Origin of the sequence: Pseudomonas solani (genome assembly GCF_026072635.1) — a bacterium.
Classification (GTDB): Bacteria; Pseudomonadota; Gammaproteobacteria; order Pseudomonadales; family Pseudomonadaceae; genus Metapseudomonas; species Metapseudomonas solani.
In genome coordinates, this window is sequence record NZ_AP023081.1 from 4,562,645 (window position 1) to 4,583,999 (window position 21,355).

Genomic DNA, 21,355 nt, shown 5'->3' on the forward strand with positions numbered 1-21,355 from the left:
GGCGGGGGCCGCCGAACCGGCAACGCATAGCACGTGACAAACGGAGTGCGACGAGCAATGGAATCCTGGATCAAGCGTGAACTCTCCCGCCGGCATTTCCTCGGCGGCAGCGCGGCCCTGGGCGGCGGCCTGCTGCTGGGTGGCGGGCTGCTGGCCGGCTGCGACGGTGGGGCACCGGCCCCCTCGGCGGGGTTGATCGTGCCCGGCGAGCCGGTGCACGGCGGGCGCCTGCGGGTGGGCATCATCGACGGCGACCAGGCCGGCAACCTCGATGCCCACAAGCCGGTGGGCGGCGGCATCATCCGCGGCTGGGCGCTGTACGCCAAGTTCTGGGAATGGAACCCCGACGTCAGCACGCGCCTGGCCCTGGCCGAGTTCGCCGAACCCAATGCCGACGCCAGTGCCTGGACCATCCGCATCCAGCCGGGCCTGGAGTTCCACCACGGCAAGACCATCGGCGCCGACGACATGGTCTTCTCCATCCTGCGCCTCACCGACCCGCAACTGGCCTCGCCCTTCGCCGGGCTGGTGGGGGCCATCGACCGCAATGCGGTGCGCAAGCTGGATGCGCGGACCATCGAGATCCGCTTCAAGGAAGGCCAGAGCTTCTACCCCCTGGACGAGACCCTGATCAGCTTCGGCGGCATCGTCCCCACCGATTACGACCCGGTGACCAACCCCGTGGGCGCCGGCCCCTACCGGCTGAAGAAGTTCGTGCCCGGGCAGCGCTCGCTCTACACGCGCTTCGAGAACTACTACAAGCCCGGCCAGCCCTATGCCGACGAGCTGGAGATCATCGAATTCAAGGACCAGGTGTCCCGCGCAGCGGCCCTGCGCGCCGGGCAGATAGATGTGGCCAGCGGCGTGCAGGCCGAGCACAGCGCACTGCTCAAGGCCGACCCGCGCCTGCAACTGTTCGCCTCGCCGAGCACCGCCTTCACCGGCTTCAACATCAATGTTGCCAAGGCGCCCTTCGACGATGTGCGGGTGCGCCAGGCCCTGCGCCTGCTGGCGGACCGCGAGGAGCTGGTGGCGCGGGCGCTGAACGGTTTCGGCCGGGTGGCCAACGACCTCTATTCGCCCCACGACCCCACCTACAACCACGGCATCGCCCAGCGTCCCCACGACCCCGAGCAGGCCCGTTCGCTGCTGCGCCAGGCCGGGCAGGAGCACCTGCAGGTGGAGCTGACCACCACCCCGGGCGCCGGCGCCAACGCTGCGCTGGTGTTCGCCCAGCAGGCGCGCAAGGCCGGGGTCGAGGTCAAGGTGACCCAGGTGGACGGCTCTGTGTTCAACGGCCCGCAGCGGGAGAACTGGCTGCTGTCGCCGGGCTCGACGCCGGCCCGGGGCTTCCTCGCCTCAGCCCTGCACAACGATGCACCGACGGCCATCTACAACCGCAGCAACTTCCGCGACCCACGCTTCAGCGAACTGTTCCTGCAGGCCCTGGCGCAGCCGGACCTGGAACAGCGCAAGGCGCTGGTGCACGAGGCCCAGGCCATCCAGCACGAACGCGGCGGCCTGCTGATCTGGGGCTTCAGTGATGTGCTCGACGCCGCCTCGGTGCGGGTCGGCGGCCTGACGCCGGAGCGGACCACCTTCGCCTCCTGGCGCTTCGACAGCCTTTGGCTCGCCGATGTCTGAGCCTCTCGCCCATTGCGCCCCGCGCAAGCACCGCCGTCGCGCGCCGGCCTGGCTGTCGTGGTTCATCGGCCGCCTCGGCGCCGGCCTGCTCACCGCCTGGGTGATCACCCTGGTGGTGTTCATCGCCACCCAGGCGCTGCCGTCGGACCCGGCGCGGGTGATCCTCGGCCCCGACGCGCCGCTGGAGAGCATCCTCACCCTACAGCGCCAGCTGGGGCTGGACCGGCCGATCCTCGAGCAGTACCTGCGCTGGCTGGGCAATGCCCTGCAGGGCGACCTGGGCCGCTCGCTGGACTCCAGCGCGCCGGTGAGCGAAATCCTCGGGGCGCGCTTCGGTAACACCCTGGCGCTGATCGCCGGGGTGTTCGCCTGGGTGGTGCCCCTGGCGCTGCTGCTGGGCGTGACCCTGGCGCTGCGCCGCGACAGCCGCCTGGACCGCTGGGGCCTGTCGGCGCTGATCCTGCTCAAGGCGACGCCGGGCTTCCTCCTGGCCATCGCCCTGATGCTGCTGTTCTCCATGCCCCAGGTGAGCCTGCTGCCGGCGGTGTCGATCCTCGACCCGGAGCGGCCGTTGCTGGCGCAGCTGGAGTACCTGGTGCTGCCGGTGTTCGCCCTGGGCCTGTCCGCCTTGCCCTACCTGGCGCGCATGGTGCGGGCCTCGATGATCGAGGCGCTGGAATCCGACTACGTGATCGCCGCGCGCCTGCGCGGCATCCCCGAGCGGCGCATCGTCTGGCGCCACACGCTGCCCAACGCGCTGGTGCCGGCGATCCAGGGTGTGGCCCTGACCCTGCGCGTGCTGGTGGGCGGCGCGCTGCTGGCGGAGGTGATCTTCAGCTACCCCGGCATCGGCACCACGCTCAACTCGGCGATCCAGATGCGCGACCTGCCGCTGATCCAGGCCATCGTCCTGGTCACCACCCTGGGCGTGGTGCTGATCAACCTGCTGGCCGACCTGCTCACTGTGCTGCTTACCCCGAAACTCCGTACCGCGCGCCGCGTGCGGATGATCCAGCGCAACCGCCGCGGCATCCTGCCCTGGTGGCGGCGGCAACCGGCCAAGGCGCCTTGAGGACCCTTCCATGACCGCGACTTCTTCCTCCTGGCGCCGCCTGCTGCGCGAACCCCAGACCCGCAAGGGCGCGGTGGTGACGGCGCTGGTGTTCGCCCTGGCGCTGCTCGGGCCGTTGCTGGCGCCCCATGCGCCCACCGACATGGTCGGGCCGGTGTACGGCGCGCCCAGTGCCGCCGCGCCGCTGGGCCACGACTTCCTCGGCCACGACGTGCTCTCGCGCCTGCTGGCCGGCGGTCTTTCGGTGCTGTGGATGTCCCTCGCGGCGGCCTTCCTGGCCCTGGCCGTGGGCAGCGCGCTGGGCTTGCTGGCGGGCTTTTCCCGGCGCCGGCTGGACCAGGCGATCATGTGGGCCACCGATGTGGCGCTGGCCTTCCCGGACCTGATCCTGGTGCTGCTGATCGTTTCCATGCTCGGCCGCCAGAGCTGGCTGATCGTAATCACCGTGGCCATCGCCTTCATCCCCAGCGTGGTGCGCCTGGCCCGTGGCAGCACGGTGGCGGTGGCGGGGCAGGAGTTCGTCGAGGCGGCGGAGATGATGGGCTACCCGCGCTCGCGCATCCTCTTCCGCGAGATCCTGCCGAACATCCTCACGCCGCTGCTGGTGCACTTCGGCAACATGCTGACCTGGGGCGTGGGCATTCTTTCCGGCCTCAGCTTCCTCGGTTACGGCGTGGCGCCACCGGCCGCCGACTGGGGGCTGATGATCAACGAGAACCAGGCGGGCCTGCTGATCCAGCCCTGGGCGGTACTGGTGCCGGCGCTGCTGATCGCGGTGTTCGCCTATGGCACCAACATCCTCGCCGAGGGCATCGGCCGCAGCAGTGCGCAGATCGGCGAGAAGCAGCCATGAGCGCCCTGGCCGAACTGCAGGTGGAACCGGTGCTGCCCCTGGCCGAGCCCTTGGCGCCGGCGCTGCGGGTCAGCGAGTTGCGGGTGGAGCTGGCCGGCGGTGCCGATGTGGTGGAGGGGATTTCCTTCAGCCTGGCGCCGGGGGAGATCCTCGGCCTGGTGGGCGAATCCGGTTCCGGCAAGACCACCCTGGCCACCGCGCTGCTGGGCCATGCCCGGCGCGGTGCGCGCATCGCCTCCGGGCGGGTGGACGTAGCCGGGCATTCATTGCTGGAGCTGCGTGGCGAGGCGCTGCGCCGCGCCCGTGGCGGGCTGATCGGCTACGTGCCCCAGGACCCGGCCACGGCACTGAACCCGGCGCTGCGCATCGGCGCGCTGCTGGGCGAGACCCTGGCCGCCCACGAGCGCTTGCCGGCGGATGCGCAGCAGCAGCGCCTGGGCGAGACCCTGCGCGATGTGGGTTTGCCGGACGATGCCGAGTTCCTCCAGCGCTTCCCCCATCAGCTGTCCGGTGGCCAGCAGCAGCGGGTGTTGCTGGCCCTGGCCTTCGTCCTGCGGCCGAAACTGGTGGTGCTCGACGAGCCGACCACGGCGCTGGACGTGGCCACCCAGGCGCACATCCTCGAAACCCTGCGGCGCTTGTGCAAACGCCAGGGCGTGGCGGCGGTCTACGTCTCCCACGACCTGGCGGTGATCAAGGACCTGGTGGATCGGGTGGTGGTGATGTACGCCGGGCGCATCGTCGAGGCGGCGCCCCGTGAGCGCTTGTTCGAGCGGCCGGCGCACCCTTACAGCCTGGGGCTGCTGGCGGCGATCCCGGATGTGGCTCGGCGCCTGGCGCTGCGGGCCATTCCCGGCCACGCGCCGGCACCGGGACAGCGGCCCCAGGGCTGCGCCTTCGCCGCGCGCTGCCCGCGTCGGCAAAGCGCCTGCGAGCGGGCCGAGCCGCCCTTGCGCGGCCTCGACCCGGTGCAGCGGGTGGCCTGCCTGGACCCCCATCGCGAGCCCCTGGCGCTGGTCGAGGAGGCGCCGCTGGCGGCGGGTGCGCTGGAGGCGCGGCCGCTGCTGCTGGAGGTGCAGGGGCTGAATGTGGCCTATGACCGCCAGGTGCTGTTCGATGTGTCGCTGCAACTGGCGCGGGGCGAGTGCCTGGCGCTGGTGGGCGAGTCCGGCTCCGGCAAGACCAGCCTGGCCCGTGCCCTGGCCGGCCTGGGCGAGAACGCCCAGGGCGAGGTGCACTACGCCGGCGAGCCGCTGGACCTGCGCGCACGCAACCGTTCCACGGCGCTGCGCCACCAGGTGCAGTACATCTTCCAGAACCCCTACCGCGCGCTGAACCCGCGGCACAGTGTGGGCGAGACCCTGGCTGCGCCCCTGGAGCACTTCTTCGGCCTGCGCGGCGAGGCTTGCCGCGCGCGCATCGAGGCGGTGCTGGCGCGGGTGTCGCTGCCGCCTTCAGTGGCGGACCTCCATCCCCACAGCCTGTCCGGCGGCGAACGCCAGCGCGTGGCCATCGCCCGTGCCCTGGTGTGCCAGCCGAAGCTGCTGATCTGCGACGAGATCACCTCGGCGCTGGACGTGTCGGTGCAGGCCTCGATCCTCGCCCTGTTGCGCGAGCTGCAGGCCGATGGACTGACCCTGCTCTTCGTCACTCACGACCTCGGCGTGGTCCGCGCCATCGCCGACCGCGTGGTGGTGTTGCACCGGGGTCGGGTGATCGAGGAAGGCGCCGTGGACGCGGTGCTCGACCAGCCGCGCACCGAGTACACCCGCACCCTCGTGGCGCACTCGCCGAGCCTGTTCGTCCCGGGTTGAAGCCCGGGGTGCGGGTGGTTGATGGGGTAAAGCGGGCGAATGAATTCGCCCCTACACCCATTTCATCTCCAGTGTTTTGCGGTGGCACGTCTGTAGATACCGTCTTGATCCCTAGTGAGCAAGGGCCAGTTTTACGTCGTACGGCTGGCCCGATTTCAAGACGCCATAAGCGATGTTCAGCAGCTTACGCATCGCTGCACAGATGATCTGCATGCCGGTCTTGCCCTTGGCTCTGAGGCGTTCTCTCATCGCTTTGATCGCCCCGTTGTGCTGCAGGGCGCAAACGGCAGGCATGTACAGCCCAGCACGCAGCCGCGATGAGCCCATCTTGGAAATGCGGGTCTGCCCCCGGTACTTACCAGACTCCTGCAAACGTGGGTTTAGCCCGGCAAAGGCGGTAATCGCGCGGCTGCTGGTGAAGCGATGAGGGTCGCCCAGCTCCGCCAGGATCAGGGCGGCTGTCTTGTCCGCGATGCCATCGATGCTGGTCAACAGATCACGTTTGCCGCGCAGATCCGGGTCATTGTCGATGTGGTTGTTGATGGCCTTGAGGGTTTCCTCGATCTGTTGCTCGATGTGCCGCAACACTGAGCGGATCGACTCCTGCACGCTGGTATCGGCCACCTCCAGGCGATTGCTCTCCATCTGCTGGATTTCCTGCAGATCCGCCAGGCGCCGCATCAGTGCTTTCAGGCGCCGTATGGCGCGAGGTTCAGGCTGCCAGGGCCGTAGCTCATCTTGGTGGCGCTCGCCGTATTCGGCGATCAGCTTGGCGTCGACCTTGTCAGTTTTCACGCGCTGCAGCTGACTGCGGGCGTAGTGAGCGATTTGCGCTGGGTTGAGGACGCAGACCCGATAGTTCTGCTCCAGCAGCCATTCGGCCAGGGCTTCATGGTGGATGCCGGTGGCTTCCATCACGACCCAGGCACCCGCCTCGCTGTGCTTGTTCAGCCACTCCTGCAGCGTGCGAAAGCCCGCCTCGCTGTTGGCCAACTTGGCCTTGGTGCGGTACTTGCCGTTCGCCTGCAGGGTGGCGATATCAAACGTGTGCTTCGCAATGTCGACACCAATGACACTGGGCATGTGTGCTCCTCCTGATCGTTCCAAATGCGATCATCACTGCACCCGGCCCAACCTTGTGAATGCGAGCTCTGGGCTCAAGATACCGTTCGGGCTGTTCGAGTGAGTGTGGAGGGGCGGAGCACTATCTACGTCGCAGGCTCAGGGCCTAAGGGTGGACACGACTTCCAGCCCCTCCCCCGATGATCAGTCGGGAACTATTACCCCTGAAGGGGTAGTTAGTCGAGATACAAGGGTGGATGACGCTTTTTTCATCCACCAGCGGAGTGGCCGGCGAGCACTGAAAGGTGGACCGATGGAGCGGGGTCCACCCTACGTGGTGAGGGCATCCGGGGTTGGCCGGTGGAGAAGCATCGCGAATGAATTCGCTCCCACGGGGTGCAGCGGGCGAGTGAGCTCGCCCCTACAGCCATTCCCATCCTTCGTGTCCTGGCCTCAGGCGCTGGCCGCCTGGCGTTGCAGTTCGCGGCGGCGGGCTTCTTCGCGGACGGCGGGGATGATCCAACGGCCGTAGTCGACGGTGTCGAAGTAGGGGTCGTAGCCGCGGTTGAGGAAGGTGGTGATGCCGAGGTCGACATAGTCGAGCAGGGCCTGGGCGACGGTTTCCGGGGTGCCGACCAGGGCGGTGGTGTCGCCGTAGGCGCCGACGGCGGTGGCGGTTGGCATCCACAGGGCGCGGTCGTGGCGGTCGCCGGCGGCTGCGGCGGCGAGCAGGCGTTCGGAGCCGGTGCCCTTGATGCGCTTCTGCCAGGGGCTGCCTTCGGCGAACTGCGGGTTGGCCTTGATCTGCGCGAGGATCTGCTCGGCGCGCTGCCAGGCCAGTTCTTCGGTGGCACCGAGGATCAGCCGCACCGAGAGGCTGACCCGGGGCGCGGTGACGCCAGCGGCCTTGGCGGCGACCTTGAGCTTGGCGATCTGCTCGGCGACGCCGCTCAGGGGTTCGCCCCAGAGGGCGTAGAGGTCGGCGTGCTTGACCGCGATCTGGTAGGCGATGTCGGAGGAGCCGCCGAAGGAGATGGGGATGTGCGGCTGCTGCAGCGGCTTGACCGGGCTGAAGGCGCCCTTGATCTGGAAGTATTTGCCGTCGAAGTCGAAGGGCTCTTCGGCGGTCCAGGTGCGGCGGACGATCTCCAGGTATTCGTCGGTGCGTTGGTAGCGCTCGGTCTTGTCCAGCAGGGTGTCGCCTTCCTGGGGCTCGGCGGTGATGCCGGTGATGGCGTGCAGGCGGATGCGCCCACCGCCGGTGGTGTGGTCGAGGGTGGCGAAGGCGCGGGCGGCGACGGTGGGCGCGGTGAGGGCCGGGCGGTGGGCGATCATGAAACCCAGGCGCTCGGTCTGGGCGGCGGCGTAGGCGGCGATCTGCAGGCTGTCGGCGCCGCCGGGGCCGCTGGCGATGAGCACCCGGTCGAAGCCGGCGTGCTCGTGGGCGCGGGCGTGGTTGCGGAGAAACTCCAGGTCGAAATCCCCGGTGCGCGGGCCGCGTGTTTCGGACCACTGGCGGGGGAAGATCATGCCGACGAATTCGATGGACATCGTCCACTCCTTGTTGCGTTGCAGGTTGAGGGTCGAGCACGGGCCAGGCCCGCGCGGGTTCAGAACTGGTAGTCCACCTGGGCCATGAGGCTGCGACCGGGCATGGGCTGCAGGAAGGTGTTGGTGGAGCCGGCGAGGCCGCTGACGAAGTTCAGCTCGTCGGTGAGGTTGAGCACGCGTACCGTGGCGCTCCATTGCGGCTGGCGGTAGTAGAGGGCGAGGTCGAGGTTGTATTCGTCGGGCACCTTCACCGTCTTGCTGAGGTTCAGGTACCAGCTGCTGGTCCACCAGCCGGAGAGCTCGGCGCCGAAGCCGGAGTCGAAGCTGTAGTCGACGAAGCCGCTGACGCTGTACTCGGGGACCTGCACCGCGTCGTAGCGCCCGGAAGGCCGCTGGTTGAGGGCGTTGTTGTCGCCGAAGACGGTGCCGTTGTCGGCGATGAAGCCGGCCGAGGCGAAGCCGGTCTGGGTGGTGAATTCGTTGTAGGCGGTGAGGCGGGTGAGGTTGAGCCCGCTGCGCAGGTGTTCGTCCGGCTGGTAGCGCGCGGTGGCTTCGACGCCCTTGATGATCAGCCGGGCGATGTTGTTGTTGCTGTCCGGCGCCTGGTCGCGTTCCTGCTTGAAGGCGGCGACGGAGAGGAACAGGCGGTCGGGGATCGCGTCGACCTTGAGGCCGACTTCGTGGAGCACGCTGAGGCTTTCGAACGACAGCGGGTTGAGCAGGTTGGCGCCGGCTCCGCTGCCCCAGCCGATGCCGTTGGAGAAGAAGCCGGTGTTGACCGCCAGGGAGCGGTCGAAGGTGTAGTAGAGGGTGCTGTTTTCGGTGGGCTTGATGTAGGGGCTGACCTGCACGGAGAACAGGCGGTAGCTGTCGCTGTCCTGGCGCTCGGTGCCGGCGCGCAGGACGAAGGGGTTTTCGATGCGGGCGTCGATCCAGCTGCGGCTGGCGCCGATGTTGAGGCCGTAGCGCTCGGCGAAGCGCAGGTTGTGCTGGGTGAACAGGGTCTTGGTGGTCCACACGCTTTCGGCGGTGTAGGGCGCCAGGGATTCGGCATAGAGGCCGTGCCCGGCGGGGTACATGGCGGCGAGGTTGAGCCAGCCGTAGTAGCTGGAGAACTGCGGCACGCCGGGTTGGCCGATCCAGGCGCCGTTGCCGCCGGCGGGGTTGGCACCGGTAAGGCCGAGCAGGTCGCCGGGGTTCTTGGTGGCCGGGTCCTGGGTCAGGTCGTAGGCGTTGATGGTGGAGCCGAAGCTGTTGTTGGCGGCGATGGATTGGTTGCTTTCTCGACGGTAGATCAGGCCGCTGTTGCTTTCGTCGCGCAGCACCTGGCCGAACAGGCTGGCTTCGTTGCGTGAGCGGAATTCGAAGCGGTTGTCGAAGATGTTGTCTTTCGACTGCACCTGGAAGGCGCCGACCGCGTCCACCGTGTCTTCGGAGCGCTGGTAGAAGGCGCTGTTGGCCAGGGTGATGCTGGGGCTGAGGTCGAGTTCGGCGCGCAGCTGGGTGGTGAAGCGGGTGGAGGTGCTCTTGTCTTCGGCGCGGTGGCCGGTCTGCGGGTCGAGGGAGACCAGGCCGTTGCCGGCCAGGCTGGGGTCGTAGACCCAGCCGCGCAGGGTGCCGGGGCTGCCCTGGGTGTTGGGCGAGGTGGCCTGGAAGCTGTTGTTGACCACCGCGTACTGGCCCTGGGCGTTGCGCTGGCGCTGCACCCAGCCGAGCACGGCGGAGTCGGCGGCGCCGGATTCGAACACCGGCGACCACAGGGTGCCGCCGTTCTGGATGATCGGCGTGGCGCGGCCGGCGTAGTACTTGCCGCTGTCGGCCAGTTGCTGGGTGGCGCGGTTCCAGCCGTGGGCGATGTTCCAGTCGAAGTAGTCGTCGTAGGCGGCGTTCCAGTCCACGCGGATGCCGTCGCCACGCCAGGCGAAGGCGCCGTAGAAGGCGTCGAAGTTGTTGTCGACGTTGTCGTAGTAATCCTCCTGGCGCTGGCGGGTGATGCTTACGCGGTAGGCCAGGCTCTCGCTGATGGGGCCGGTGTTGTCGACGGTGAAGCGGGTGGAGTCGCGGGATTCGCCATCGGGTATCCAGGTGCCGAGCTGGCCGCTGAGGCGGGTGCGGAACTGGTCGAAGTCGGGCTTCTTGCTCAGGTAGTTGACGTAGCCGCCACTGCCGCTGACCGAGCCGTACACCACCGAGGAGGGGCCGGCGACGATGTCGGCGCCCTCGACGGCGTTGAAGTTGGCCGGGTGGCGCACGGCGTAGGCGCGCTGGCCGTCCTGGAACACTTCCGAGTTCTGCGCGCGGAACTGCGGGGCGATGCCGGCGTTCTGGCCGCCGCCGCGGGTGATGCCGGGGGCGTACTTGACCAGGTCGTCGGAGCTGCGGATGGGGTCGTTGGCGAGCTGTTCGGCATTGACCTGGGTGACCGAGCGCGGGGTGTCCAGCACGCTGGCGGCGGTGCCGCCGTACACCGAACTGGGCGGGCGCACCGGCACCACCGAGGTGGCGGCATCGACACGCTTGCCCTGCACCTGGACCACGCCGAGCAGCGGTGTATCGGCCTTGTCCTGCTGCTTCTGTTCCTGGCTGGCTTCCGCCTCGGGCTCCACGGGTTTTTCCTCGGCCCAGGCGGCGCTGGATACCAGGGCCAGGATGGCCAGTGACAGGGTGTTGCGACGCAGGGCGGCGGCGGGTGGTGGGGCGAGGCTGAACATGCTGGGTGACTCTCCGGGCTGTGACTTTTCCTGCGCGCGGGGCTGCCGCGCACATGCGCCAGTGGCTGATGGGGTTCCAGGCAGGGGTGGAAAAGCCCGGGCGCTTGGGCTCGGGAGTGGCAGTTGCCGATGCGCGCCAGGCGGCTTCGGCTGGTTCTCGTTATGGATGTATCGAGGTGGATACAGCACGGGGCATGCCAGCCATGAATGGGTGGCGAGAATTAGTGAGTGGATGTTTTATCTGATTGATAAATAAGGAATTTATTTGCGGTTCTGGCCGGCTTTCGACAGGCGATCGGCGGCCCGCGAACGCAGGCGGCGCGTGGGGGCGGAAGGGGGCGGGAAGGCTGCTGGGGGATACGCAGCGGGTTGTTGCCGGAGTGCTGGTGGGGCAGCACCCCGGGCGCGGTCAGGCGGTGCCGTTCAGCCAGAGGCTTTCGAAGCGCCAGGTGCTGAACAGGGTCTGTTCCTCGTGGGCGCCGCCGACCCGGGTGGAGAAACCGTCGAGCAGGTCGGCGTAGCCCCAGATGAGCATGCCGCCGCGCTCGTACTGGACCTGCTGGGCGCGGTGCACCAGGGCCTTGCGTTGCTCCAGGTCGGGCTGGGCCATGGCCTGGAGGAACAGCTCGGAGAATTCGGCGTCGTTGAAGTTGGTTTTGTTGGCCACGGCGAAGGGGGCGTCGCTGTGCATGCCGCTGGCGAGGAAGGGCGCGCCGATGCTGCCGCCGGTGCTCAGGGCCCATTCGGTGCGCTGGGGCCCCTGGAAGGTGGCGAGGTCGACCTGGCGGACCTTGAGGGTGACGCCGATGCGTTTGGCCTGTTCAGCCAGCACCAGGGCCGAGGCGAGGCCGGGGCCGACGGTGGTGACCAGCTCCAGTTCGAGGTTTTCGTGGCCGGCTTCGCGCAGCAGTTCGCGGGCGCGTTGCGGGTCGTGGGGGCGCGGCGCCAGGGCGTGGTTGAAGGTGGGGTCGAAGGGCGCGTAGAGGTCGTTGGCGACGCGGCCCTGGCCGTTGAGGGCGCGGCGTACCAGCTCGTCACGGTCGGCCAGCAGGCGGAAGGCCTGGCGCACGCGCGGGTCGTCGAAGGGCGCCTTGGCGGTGTTCATGTCGAACGACAGCCAGTTGCCGGTGACCGAGGTGACCAGTTTGATGCGCGGGTCGTTGCGCAGCAGGTCGAGCTGTTCGCTGGGCATGCCGTTGGCCATGTCGATCTGCCCGGCGCGCAGGGCGGCGAGGCGCGAGACCTGGTCCTTGAAGTCGATGATTTCCAGTTCGTCGGCGTAGGGCTTGCCGCTCTTGTAGTAGTTCTCGAAGCGGGTGAACAGCGAGCGCCGGCCGGGGGTGAAGCTTTTCAGCCGGTAGGGCCCGGCGCCCACGTGGTTGGTGACGGGGTGGTAGTCCACCGGGACGATGCCGCCGAAGTTGACCCAGGTTTCCGCCAGGGGGAAGAAGCCGCGGCCTTCCTTGAAGCTGAGGCGGATGGTGCGCTCGTCGAGCTTGACCAGGTTGTCGCGGTCCACCCAGTGCAGCAGGGCGGCGTAGGGCGAGGCGAGTTCCGGGTCGGTGAGGCGGCGCACGGAGAAGATCAGGTCGTCGGCGTCGATGGTCTTGCCGTGGTGGAACTCCAGGCCCTGGCGCAGGCGCAGGGTCCAGGTGCGGGCGTCGGGGCTGACCTCGGCCTCTTCGGCGAGGGCCAGGCGCGGCTGCATCTGCTCGTCCCATTCCCACAGCTTGGCGTAGAGGGCGAAGCCGCGGACGATGCCGCTGCCGATGGGCTTGTGGGCGTCGAGGTTGCCGCTCTGGTTGCCTTCGAGGATACCCAGGCGCAGGCGCCCGCCGTGGCTGGGGGTGAGCAGGGCGGTGGCGGGGGTGGCGGCCTGCTGGTCACAGCCGGCGAGCAGGCCCCCGCCCAGCAGCAGGCCGCTGCCGAGGGCGAGGCTGCCGCCGAGGAAGCGGCGGCGGGTCAGTTCATCGTGCATCGGTTCACTCCTTCGAGCCGGGGCGGGGGTCAGGCCAGGCCCAGCAGCGGCAGCCAGGAAAACAGCAGGACCAGGGCCAGGCTGGTGTCGATCAGGTAGCGCTGCTCGGCCATGGGGTCAGGCTCCGGCCGGACCGCCGTTGACGGCGCGCAGTTCGATGGGGGCGTCGGTGCTCTTCACCAGGGCCGCGCGCTCGCCACGGAAGTGCGGCAGCACGTGTTCGCCCAGGCGATAGGCCTCTTCCAGGTGCGGGTAGCCAGCGAGGAAGAACAGGCCGATGCCCAGTTCGTTGTACTCGCGGATGCGCGCCACGACGTTGGCGTAGCTGCCCACCAGGGCGCAGCCCGGGGGGATGCCGATGTAGCCGAAGCCGGCCCAGACATTGGGGTGGATGAAGAAGTCGTCGAACTCCGGGGCGGCGTCCTTCTCGGCGTAGCCGTGCTCGTAGCTGAGCTTGCGCGCGGTGCGCAGGCCGGCGTGGGCGGCGACGGCCTTGACCGCGCCACGGGCGACGCCTTCGTCGAAGAAGCGCTTGGCTTCGGCCTGGGCTTGTTCCTCGGTCTCACGGGTGATGACGTCGATGGACAGGCCGAAGCGGATGTCGCTGCGGCCGTACTTGAGGGCGCGTTCGCGCACGTCGGCGATCAGCGCGCGGACCTCGTCCGGGTGCTCGGCGCGCATCAGGTAGTAGTCGGCGTGCTTGGCGGCGAATTCACGGGCGGGGATGGACGAGCCGGCGGTGCAGATCAGCGGCAGCTCGGCCTTTTTCAGCGGGCCGCGCAGGCCACCGCCGTCGGCCTTGTAGTAGACGCCGTCGTAGTGGAAGTTTTCGTTGTGCCAGTAGCCCTTGACCACGTCCATGAATTCGATGGCGCGGGCGTAGCGGTCGTCGTGGCCGCTGTAGTCGCCGACCTGGCGCTGGATGGCGTCGGAGCCGCCGTTGATGATGTTCCACACCAGGCGGTTGCCGGTGGCGCGCTGGTAGGTGGCGGCCTGCTGCACGGCGACCCAGGGCGTGTAGTGGTAGGGCTGGAAGGCGGTGACGAACTTCAGCGTGCGGGTTTCGCGGGCCAGCAGCGAGCAGACGGTCCAGGGCTCTTCGCCGGTGGGGGCGTTGACCATCAGCGCGCCGCCGAAGCCGTTGATTTCGGCGGCGCGGGCGATCTGGCCGAGGTAGTCGATGTAGGTGAAGTGGTCGCCGACGGCGAAGCCGGAGACCGCCCCGGTGCTGGGGCCGCCGCGGTGCCAGTCGCCACGGTTGCGCGGGTCGCCCGGCAGGTATTGGGTTTCGCCGTGCAGCGGCAGGCGGGTGAAGAATTCGATGCTCATGGGGTTCCTCCTTGGATTCAGTCGCGGGCGCTGATCTGGCCCTTGAGGCTGGGCCAGTAGTCTTCGAGGTGCAGGTCGATCAGGGCCTGGTTGGTGAAGCGGGTGGCGAGGGACTGGCCGATATCGACGTCCTCGCGGATCAGGCGGTTGTCCAGGGCGTAGCGGGTGAGGGCCTGGTAGTGGGCCTTGAGCTGCTGGTCGCTCTTGGGGGCCCAGCGGTCCTTCCAGGCCACGGGGTCGCCCTGGTCGTCGCGGCGCAGGACGCTTTCCGGGGTGCCGGCGCGGGAGGAGATGAGGTAGTAGGCGTCCTGGTTCTGCTCCTGGGAGATCCACCAGGCGGCCTTGACCCAGGCGGTGGCGAGCAGTTGGGTGACCTCGGGGTAGCGCTGGATGAAGTCGTCGGTGCCCCAGAGGTCGGAGACCAGGCGCCAGTCGTTGGAGCCCTGCTTGGTGGACCAGATGATGCGGCCTACGCCCTTGTCTTCCAGCAGGTAGGACTCGCTGAGCAGCACGGCGGCGTCGACCTTGCCGGCAGAGACGGCGGCGGCGCCGACCTGGGGGTTGAGGTTGGCGATCTTGAAGTCGGTGAGGGCCAGGTTCTTGCTGGCGAGGAAGTTGCTGAAGGCGAACTCCCAGGGGCGGCCACGGTGCAGGGCGATGCGCTTGCCCTTGAGGTCTTCGATGCTCTTGGCTTCGGAGTTGGCCGGTACCACCAGGTAGACGTTGTTGCCGTTGCCGCCGGGGACGATCAGCTTGCCGGGCACGCCACCGGCGGCGCCGATGACCGAAGGCAGGTCGCCGCGCACGGCGAAGTCGATGCTGTTGTTGGAGAAGCCTTCGTTGATCTGCGGGCCGGCGCCGGCGTGGGGGAGGGCGATCCAGTCGAGCGTGATGCCGCGCTTGCCCAGCTCGGCGGCGAGCCAGCCGTCTTCGATGACTCGCCCGGGGATGCCGCCGAATACCGGCTTGCCGCCCTGGGTGTAGGCGACGATGGCGATCTTCACCGAGGCGGGGGCCTCGCTGGCGAACGCGCCGAGGCTGAAGGCCAGGGCGGCGAGGGCCACCAGGCTGCTGCGCCAGATTCTGTTCATGGTTCCACTCCTTGCAATACGGGCGGTGAGCCCGGCTGATGGAGCGGCGGGAGCAGGATGCATGCCATGGAACGGGCGATTGGCGTTGGCGCCAGTGGTGACGCGGGCTTCGCCGTGCAGGCGGTGTGGCGGGGCGGCCGCTGCATTGCTGGTGTCGACGCAGGGGGCTGCTGACGCGTTGCTGCTGCAGCAGCAATGCACCGCCTTATATCTTTTATGGAATATATAAATGCTAATTAATAATTTTTTAGTCTATTTGGATTGATGCACTATGGCGGCGCGCCCATCTCTACCAGGAATGCATCATGTCGCTGCTCACCCACCCCAATGCTCGCGAGTTGACCAAGTCCGTGCGTGCCACGGTGCTGGTCTTCAAGGACCCGCGCTCGCAGGAGCTGCTCAACCGTATCGAGCGGCTGGCGCCGAGTGAGGCCAATGCCCTGATCATCGGTGAGACCGGTACCGGCAAGGAGCTGGTGGCCCGCCATATCCATCACCTCAGCCGACGCTGCAAGGAGCCCTTCGTGGCGGTGAACTGCGGCGCCTTTCCCGAATCCCTGGTGGAGAGCGAGCTGTTCGGCCACGAGAAGGGCGCCTTCACCGGTGCCACCAACAGCAAGGCCGGCTGGTTCGAGGCGGCCAACGGCGGGACGCTGTTCCTCGACGAGATCGGTGACCTGCCGCTGAACATGCAGGTGAAGCTGCTGCGCGTGTTGCAGGAGCGCGAGGTGGTGCGCCTGGGTTCGCGTACGCCGATCCCGATCAATGTGCGCCTGGTGGCGGCGACCAACGTCAACCTGGCCGACGCGGTGGTGGCGGGGCATTTCCGCGAGGACCTGTTCTACCGCCTGCACGTGGCGACCATCCGCCTGCCCCCGCTGCGCGAGCGGCCGGGCGATATCCTGCCGCTGGCCGAGTTCTTCCTCGAGGAGCATTGCCAGCGCCTGGGCTACAACCGTGCCTCCCTGAGCGTGGAGGCCGAGCGCAAGCTGCTGACCCACAGCTGGCCGGGCAACATCCGCGAGCTGGAGAACGCCATCCACCATGCGCTGCTGGTGTGCCGCAACCAGCAGGTGCAACCCAATGACCTGCACCTGGTGGACATGCGCCCCGCCGGCGTGCGCCACGACGCTCACCAGGGCGTGCTGGCCGGCCCGGCCGCGCCGGTGGACCTGGAGGCGGCGCTGACGGCGCTGTTCGAACAGAACCGCCCGGACCTTTACGAGCATATCGAGGAGACGGTGTTCCGCACCGCTTACCGCTTTTGCCACGGCAACCAGCTGCAGACCGGGCGCCTGCTGGGCATCAGCCGCAATATCGTGCGGGCGCGGCTGGAGAAGATCGGCGAGCTGGAGGTGAGCCCGAGGAGTGCGCGTATCGCCTGAGTGGCGGCTGGAATTCCCGGGCTGAAGCCCGGGCTACGGACGGATGGACGAGAGAGGGGCGCAACGGAGGTTGTGCCCCTTTTTTATGGGGGTGTGGGTAGCGCGCAGCGAAACCCCTGCAGAGATCCAGTGCGGTTTAGTGGCGGTGCTTGAAATATCGAACAGTCGGTGCGTATTTTGTGCACGCCTCCATTTCGGCGTGACCGCAGTACCCACAAGGATAATAAGCATGACTACCGACGGCCCAGGTTCCCTCGCAGAACGACTGGCAGGCATCGACGAGATCGAGTGCGTCACCCCCGACCTGAACGGGGTGATGCGGGGCAAGGTGATGACCGGCGAGGGCTTCCTTTCCGGCCGCCGCTTGCAGCTGGCGCGTGGCGTGCTGCTGCAATGCATCATGGGTGGCTACCCGGCGGCGAAGTATTACGGCAGCGATGACGGCGACCTGGCCCTGGTGGCCGAGCCGAGCCAGGTGCACCGCCTGCCCTGGAGTTCCAACCCTCGCGCCCTGGCCATCTGCGATGCCCAGGAGCTGGATGGCTGCCCCTCCGGCCTGTCGACCCGCGGCCTGCTGCGCCGTGTGCTGGAGCGCTACGCCGCCCATGGCTGGGCGCCGGTGGTAGCCACCGAACTGGAGTTCTTCGTCTTCGCGCCCAACCCCGATCCGCACCAGCCGTTCCTGCCGCCGCTGGGCCTGGACGGGCGCCGCGAGGACGGTTGCTCGGCCTTCAGCGTGACCTCCAACAACGGCCTGCGCCCGTTCTTCGAGGAGGTGTATGCCTGCATGGAGCTGCTGGGCATGCCCCGCGATACCTTCATGCACGAGATGGGTGTGAGCCAGTTCGAGATCAACCTGCTGCACGGTGATGCGCTGCTGCTGGCGGACCAGACCTTCCTGTTCAAGCACATGCTCAAGGAAGTGGCGCTCAAGCACGGAGTGACGGTGGTGTGCATGGCCAAGCCGCTGGCGCATACGCCGGGCAGTTCGATGCACATCCACCAAAGTGTGGTGGAGATCGACGGCGGGCGGAATATTTTCAGCGATGGGGCGGGCGAGGCGACCGATGCCTTCTACCATTTCATTGGCGGGCAGCAGGCGGCGATGGCGGATTTCACCGGGCTGTTCGCGCCGAACGTGAATTCCTACCAGCGTCTCTGTCATCCTTACGCGTCGCCGAACAATGCTTGCTGGTCCCACGACAACCGTGCGGCGGGGCTGCGCATTCCGGCCAGTGCGCCGGTGGCGCGGCGGGTGGAGAACCGCCTGCCCGGCGCCGACGCCAACCCGTACCTGGCCATTGCGGCCAGCCTGGCGGCGGGGTTGCACGGCATGGAACAGCGGATCGCGCCGAGCGCGCCCATGCAGGGCGAGTTCGATATTCCCGAATCCCTGGTCCTGCCCTGTACCCTGCATGCCGCTCTGGAGCGTCTGAAACGCAGTGATCTGGCCCGGGAACTGTTCGGGGATGAGTTCATCGAAGGCTACATCGCCACCAAGACGATGGAGCTGAGCAGCTTCTTCGACCAGATCACCCCTGGGAGCGCCGCGTGTTGGCTGCCCAGGCGTAGCATCCCCCTTGCGGGCCGCGCGTTGCGGCCCGCCCTGTTCAAGGAGCGCATGGAAAGCCAATGGGTCGTGTCTTGAAGTCGTTTCGTGCCCTTTACTTCGCCACGCTGCTGATGCTGATCGGCTCCGGCCTGCTGAGTACCTACCTGGGCCTGCGCCTGGCCGCCGATAAGGTGGACGGGCTCTGGGTGGGCGCGCTGATGGCGGCCAACTACCTGGGCCTGATCCTCGGCGGCAAGCTGGGGCATCGGCTGATCGCGCGGGTGGGGCATATCCGCGCCTATGTCGCGTGCGCCGGGCTGGTGACGGCGGCGGTGCTGGGGCATGGCCTGATCAACTGGCTGCCGGCCTGGCTGTTCATGCGCATGCTGGTGGGCTTGGGGATGATGTGCCAGTACATGGTCATCGAGAGCTGGCTGACCGAGCAGGCGGAGGCCGGCCAGCGTGGCCAGGTGTTCGCCGGCTACATGGTGGCCTCCTACCTCGGCCTGGTGCTGGGCCAGTTGGTGCTGGTGCTGCACCCGGGGCTGGGCCCCGAGCTGCTGATGCTGGTGGCGATGTGCTTCGCGCTGTGCCTGGTGCCGGTGGCGGTGACCCGCAAGATCCACCCCGCGCCCTTGCACCCGGCGCCCCTGGAGCCGCGCTTCTTCATCAAGCGGGTGCCGCAGTCGATGACCACGGTGCTGATCTCCGGCCTGATGCTGGGTTCCTTCTACGGCCTGGCGCCGCTCTATGCCACGCGCCAGGGGCTGAGCACCGAGCAGATCGGCCTGTTCATGGGCTTCTGCATCCTCGCCGGGCTGCTGGTGCAGTGGCCGTTGGGCTGGCTGTCTGACCGCCACGACCGCGCCATGCTGATCCGCACCATCGCCGCGCTGCTGGTGCTGGCGGCGCTTCCCCTGGCGCTGATGCCGCAGGTGCCGATGGAGATGCTGTTCCCCATGGGCTTCCTGGTGTGCATGCTGCAGTTCACCCTCTACCCGCTGGCGGTGGCCTTCTCCAACGACCATATCGAGGCGGAGCGGCGGGTTTCGCTGACCGCGATGCTGCTGATCACCTTCGGCGTGGGCGCGAGCATCGGCCCGCTGGTGACCGGCGCGTTGATGAAGCAGGTGGGGCCGAACATGTTCTATGCCTTCGCCAGCGTCTGCGCCCTGGTGCTGGTGCTGCGGGTACGGCCCGACAAGGTCACCGGCCTGCACCGCGTCGACGAGGCGCCGTTGCACCACGTGGCGACCCCGGAAGTCAGCTCGCCCCTGGTGGCCGCCCTCGACCCGCGCGTTGACGAGCAGGTGGTGCACGAGCAGATGGGCGGCGACAGCTTCACCCCGCCGCCTCCGGCGCCTGAGGAGCCCCGTCCCAGCTGAGGGTGACAGGTACTCCCTGCGGCCCCGTTCGTACCCGGGGCCGGCCATTCCAATCGTTACAGGCAGACGCCATGACCCACGGGCAGATCCCGGGGCGTGGCGGCCTGCGCCCCATGAAAACGGCTGCCAGTGCTGTGGGCGCTGGGTCGGCTGGGGGCTTGTAGGGGGTGTGTCGAGAGGGGAGGCGCCGGTCGCGGAGGCGAGCGGCGCGGGAGGACTAGAACAGGTCGTCCTTGTCGAAGCGGCGGGCTTCGCGCTGCAGCTGATAGACGAAGCGCTCGATCAGGCGTTGCTCCTGGCCGCTGGAGCGGTAGAAGCGCATGCCGGCGAAGGTCATGTCGAGCTTCTCGTCATAGCTGGCATGGCGCAGCTCGACGGCGGCGACCAGGGTGCCCACCGGCAGCTGGGCGCTGAGGCGTTCGTAAACCTGGCCGGCTTGCAGGCGGCTGGTGAGGTCACCGGAGAAGCGCAGTTTGCAGCCGGTGGCGGAGATATCCAGCATGTGCCCAGGCAAGCCCTTGGGCAGTTTGTCGCCGGCCAGTTCGATGACCACCAGCTGGCTGAGCATCAGCGGCGCGCGGAAGGCGTTGCGGCGCTGGTGGTAGATCACCTCTTCGGGCAGCGGGCACCAGTAGCAGGCGTCGCCTTCGAACTCACCGACACGGACCGGCTGCGGGCATTCCCAGGCGATGCGCACGCCATCGCGGAAACCTTCCACACGGAAACTTTCACCGTTGCGCAGGAAGCGCTCGCCATCGTTGGGAATCATCTCGTCGAGGGCCAGCAGCTTCTTGTCCTTGTCGATCTCGACCAGGTAGCTCTGGAAGCGCTGGCTGCGCTCGTGGAAGGTGATGATCAGCGGGTCGTGGTTTTGCTGCAGCAGACGAAGATTGGCGTGAATCTCCACCGGTGCCTTCAGCACCTTGGGCGGTTGCGGCCCATCTTCTTCGATAAACGCATTGGACACGGTCCAGGACTCTCCAAGCACGAAAGACTTCCGGCACTAGCATACTGGCAATTTGCCGGTAATGTCGTCGTGCCGTTGTTGTTATCAGGCCTGGCTAAGCGGGCGCTGTCGCTGGATTTTAGCGGCACCGCCACGGCTGTCATAGAGGCTGGGCGCATCCTGACCGCGGAGAATCGCCAAGGTGCTGCCAACCGAGGCCTGGTTCGCACGAATCAGCCGGCCATTGCGCTGGTTGGCGTTCTGGCACTGCTCGAGCACGGCGCTCAGTTCTTCGCTGCGGGCAATGAGATCGGCCCCCAGTGGCGAGGTTTCGGCGAGGGTGTGCAGGCCGGTGCGGTCGGCGCTGAGGCCAAGGGCCACAAGTGCTTCGGTGCGCTGCTTGCCATGGGCATCGAGCAGGGCGAGCAGGGGCTGCTTGTCGGCGAGGATTTTTTCGAGGTGGCCCAGGTCACGCTCGGTGAGGGCCTTGAATTCGGTATCGATCAGCTCAAGCAACTGCTGGGCGTGGCCGATATCGTGGGTGAACAGGTCGAGCAGGATAGTGTCTTGCATCGCGGGCTCTGGGGATTGGGCGTCCAATATCCCCAGCGCTGCCCTGAGACTAGCGCTGGGATTCGAAGTCGAGCAATTTGCTGGCCACGCGCTGACTGTCTACCTGATAGGAGCCGTCGGCAATGGCCTGTTTCAGTTTTTCGACGCGTTCCTTGTCCACGGTGGGCAGGTCACGCAGTTTGTCGGTGGCTTTCTGCAGGTTCTGCGCATCGCTGCTCAGCTGCACGTTTTCACCGGTCTTGGCGGTCTTGGCCGCATCGGCACTGGCCGTTTGCGACGGAGTCGTGGTCGAGCCTGCGACGGCTTCGTTCTTGCCGCCGGACTGGGCATTGCTCGTACGGCCCGTACCGGGCGGCGTAGCGGCGTTATTCAGCCGGTTGAAGTCGATGACCATGATGCAAAACCTCTG

Annotated in this window: 15 protein-coding genes and 1 pseudogene; 7 read left to right on the plus strand and 9 right to left on the minus strand. The window is 67.7% G+C overall.

Annotation, left to right across the window (positions count from 1 at the left end; all coding sequences use genetic code 11):
- Positions 1 to 57 precede the first annotated feature (57 nt).
- Genes PSm6_RS20760 through PSm6_RS20775 form a run of 4 tightly spaced genes read left to right on the plus strand, consistent with a single transcriptional unit; the run spans position 58 to position 5,383 of the window.
- A complete protein-coding gene (locus PSm6_RS20760) occupies positions 58 to 1,644 on the plus strand; it encodes an ABC transporter substrate-binding protein (RefSeq protein ID WP_265168117.1) in 1,587 nt (528 codons plus the stop codon).
- Entirely contained in the window at positions 1,637 to 2,716 is a 1,080-nt protein-coding gene (locus PSm6_RS20765; protein WP_265168118.1) for an ABC transporter permease, read from the plus strand. Before PSm6_RS20760 ends, PSm6_RS20765 begins: the two co-directional genes overlap by 8 nt.
- 10 nt (positions 2,717 to 2,726) lie before the next feature.
- A complete protein-coding gene (locus PSm6_RS20770) occupies positions 2,727 to 3,569 on the plus strand; it encodes an ABC transporter permease (RefSeq protein WP_021220646.1) in 843 nt (280 codons plus the stop codon).
- Positions 3,566 to 5,383, plus strand: coding sequence for a dipeptide ABC transporter ATP-binding protein (locus PSm6_RS20775; RefSeq protein ID WP_021220645.1), 1,818 nt, complete (start codon positions 3,566 to 3,568; stop codon positions 5,381 to 5,383). Before PSm6_RS20770 ends, PSm6_RS20775 begins: the two co-directional genes overlap by 4 nt.
- Positions 5,384 to 5,494: 111 nt before the next feature.
- On the opposite strand, the gene PSm6_RS20780 is transcribed toward PSm6_RS20775, so the two are convergent.
- The 6 genes from PSm6_RS20780 to PSm6_RS20805 all read right to left on the minus strand — a co-directional run bounded on the left by PSm6_RS20780 (position 5,495) and on the right by PSm6_RS20805 (position 15,105).
- On the minus strand, positions 5,495 to 6,466 hold the full coding sequence (locus PSm6_RS20780; RefSeq protein WP_265167663.1) for an IS110 family RNA-guided transposase: 972 nt from the start codon (positions 6,464 to 6,466) through the stop codon (positions 5,495 to 5,497).
- A 432-nt stretch (positions 6,467 to 6,898) separates the two neighbouring features.
- Positions 6,899 to 7,996, minus strand: a complete 1,098-nt coding sequence (locus tag PSm6_RS20785) for an LLM class flavin-dependent oxidoreductase (RefSeq protein WP_265168119.1) — start codon at positions 7,994 to 7,996, stop codon at positions 6,899 to 6,901.
- 59 nt (positions 7,997 to 8,055) lie between these two features.
- The gene (locus PSm6_RS20790) at positions 8,056 to 10,707 is read right to left on the minus strand and encodes a TonB-dependent receptor (RefSeq protein ID WP_021220643.1); all 2,652 of its coding nucleotides are present in this window, start codon (positions 10,705 to 10,707) and stop codon (positions 8,056 to 8,058) included.
- A gap of 409 nt (positions 10,708 to 11,116) precedes the next feature.
- On the minus strand, positions 11,117 to 12,685 hold the full coding sequence (locus PSm6_RS20795) for an ABC transporter substrate-binding protein (RefSeq protein WP_265168120.1): 1,569 nt from the start codon (positions 12,683 to 12,685) through the stop codon (positions 11,117 to 11,119).
- Positions 12,686 to 12,802: 117 nt separating this feature from the next.
- Positions 12,803 to 14,014 (minus strand): LLM class flavin-dependent oxidoreductase, encoded by a 1,212-nt coding sequence (locus PSm6_RS20800; protein WP_265168121.1) that lies wholly within the window; start codon positions 14,012 to 14,014, stop codon positions 12,803 to 12,805.
- A 17-nt stretch (positions 14,015 to 14,031) separates the two neighbouring features.
- The gene (locus tag PSm6_RS20805; RefSeq protein ID WP_265168123.1) at positions 14,032 to 15,105 is read right to left on the minus strand and encodes an ABC transporter substrate-binding protein; all 1,074 of its coding nucleotides are present in this window, start codon (positions 15,103 to 15,105) and stop codon (positions 14,032 to 14,034) included.
- 305 nt (positions 15,106 to 15,410) lie between these two features.
- Here PSm6_RS20805 and PSm6_RS20810 point away from each other — a divergent pair, with 305 nt between their 5' ends.
- From PSm6_RS20810 to PSm6_RS20820, 3 genes and pseudogenes are all read left to right on the plus strand, one after another.
- Positions 15,411 to 16,490, plus strand: a complete 1,080-nt coding sequence (locus PSm6_RS20810; protein WP_265168124.1) for a sigma-54 interaction domain-containing protein — start codon at positions 15,411 to 15,413, stop codon at positions 16,488 to 16,490.
- Between the two features lie 331 nt (positions 16,491 to 16,821).
- Positions 16,822 to 18,062 (plus strand): annotated as a pseudogene (locus PSm6_RS20815) (glutamine synthetase family protein).
- 60 nt (positions 18,063 to 18,122) lie between these two features.
- Positions 18,123 to 19,427, plus strand: a complete 1,305-nt coding sequence (locus tag PSm6_RS20820) for an MFS transporter (protein ID WP_043245558.1) — start codon at positions 18,123 to 18,125, stop codon at positions 19,425 to 19,427.
- Positions 19,428 to 19,644: 217 nt separating this feature from the next.
- Here the strand turns inward: PSm6_RS20820 and PSm6_RS20825 are convergent, their stop codons facing one another.
- The 3 genes from PSm6_RS20825 to flgM all read right to left on the minus strand — a co-directional run bounded on the left by PSm6_RS20825 (position 19,645) and on the right by flgM (position 21,340).
- Positions 19,645 to 20,394: a flagellar brake protein gene (locus PSm6_RS20825; RefSeq protein WP_043245559.1), complete on the minus strand. Its 750-nt coding sequence runs from the start codon at positions 20,392 to 20,394 to the stop codon at positions 19,645 to 19,647.
- 84 nt (positions 20,395 to 20,478) lie between these two features.
- On the minus strand, positions 20,479 to 20,946 hold the full coding sequence (locus tag PSm6_RS20830; RefSeq protein ID WP_043245560.1) for a flagella synthesis protein FlgN: 468 nt from the start codon (positions 20,944 to 20,946) through the stop codon (positions 20,479 to 20,481).
- A 49-nt stretch (positions 20,947 to 20,995) separates the two neighbouring features.
- Positions 20,996 to 21,340, minus strand: coding sequence for a flagellar biosynthesis anti-sigma factor FlgM (gene flgM, locus PSm6_RS20835; RefSeq protein ID WP_021220633.1), 345 nt, complete (start codon positions 21,338 to 21,340; stop codon positions 20,996 to 20,998).
- Positions 21,341 to 21,355 lie beyond the last annotated feature (15 nt).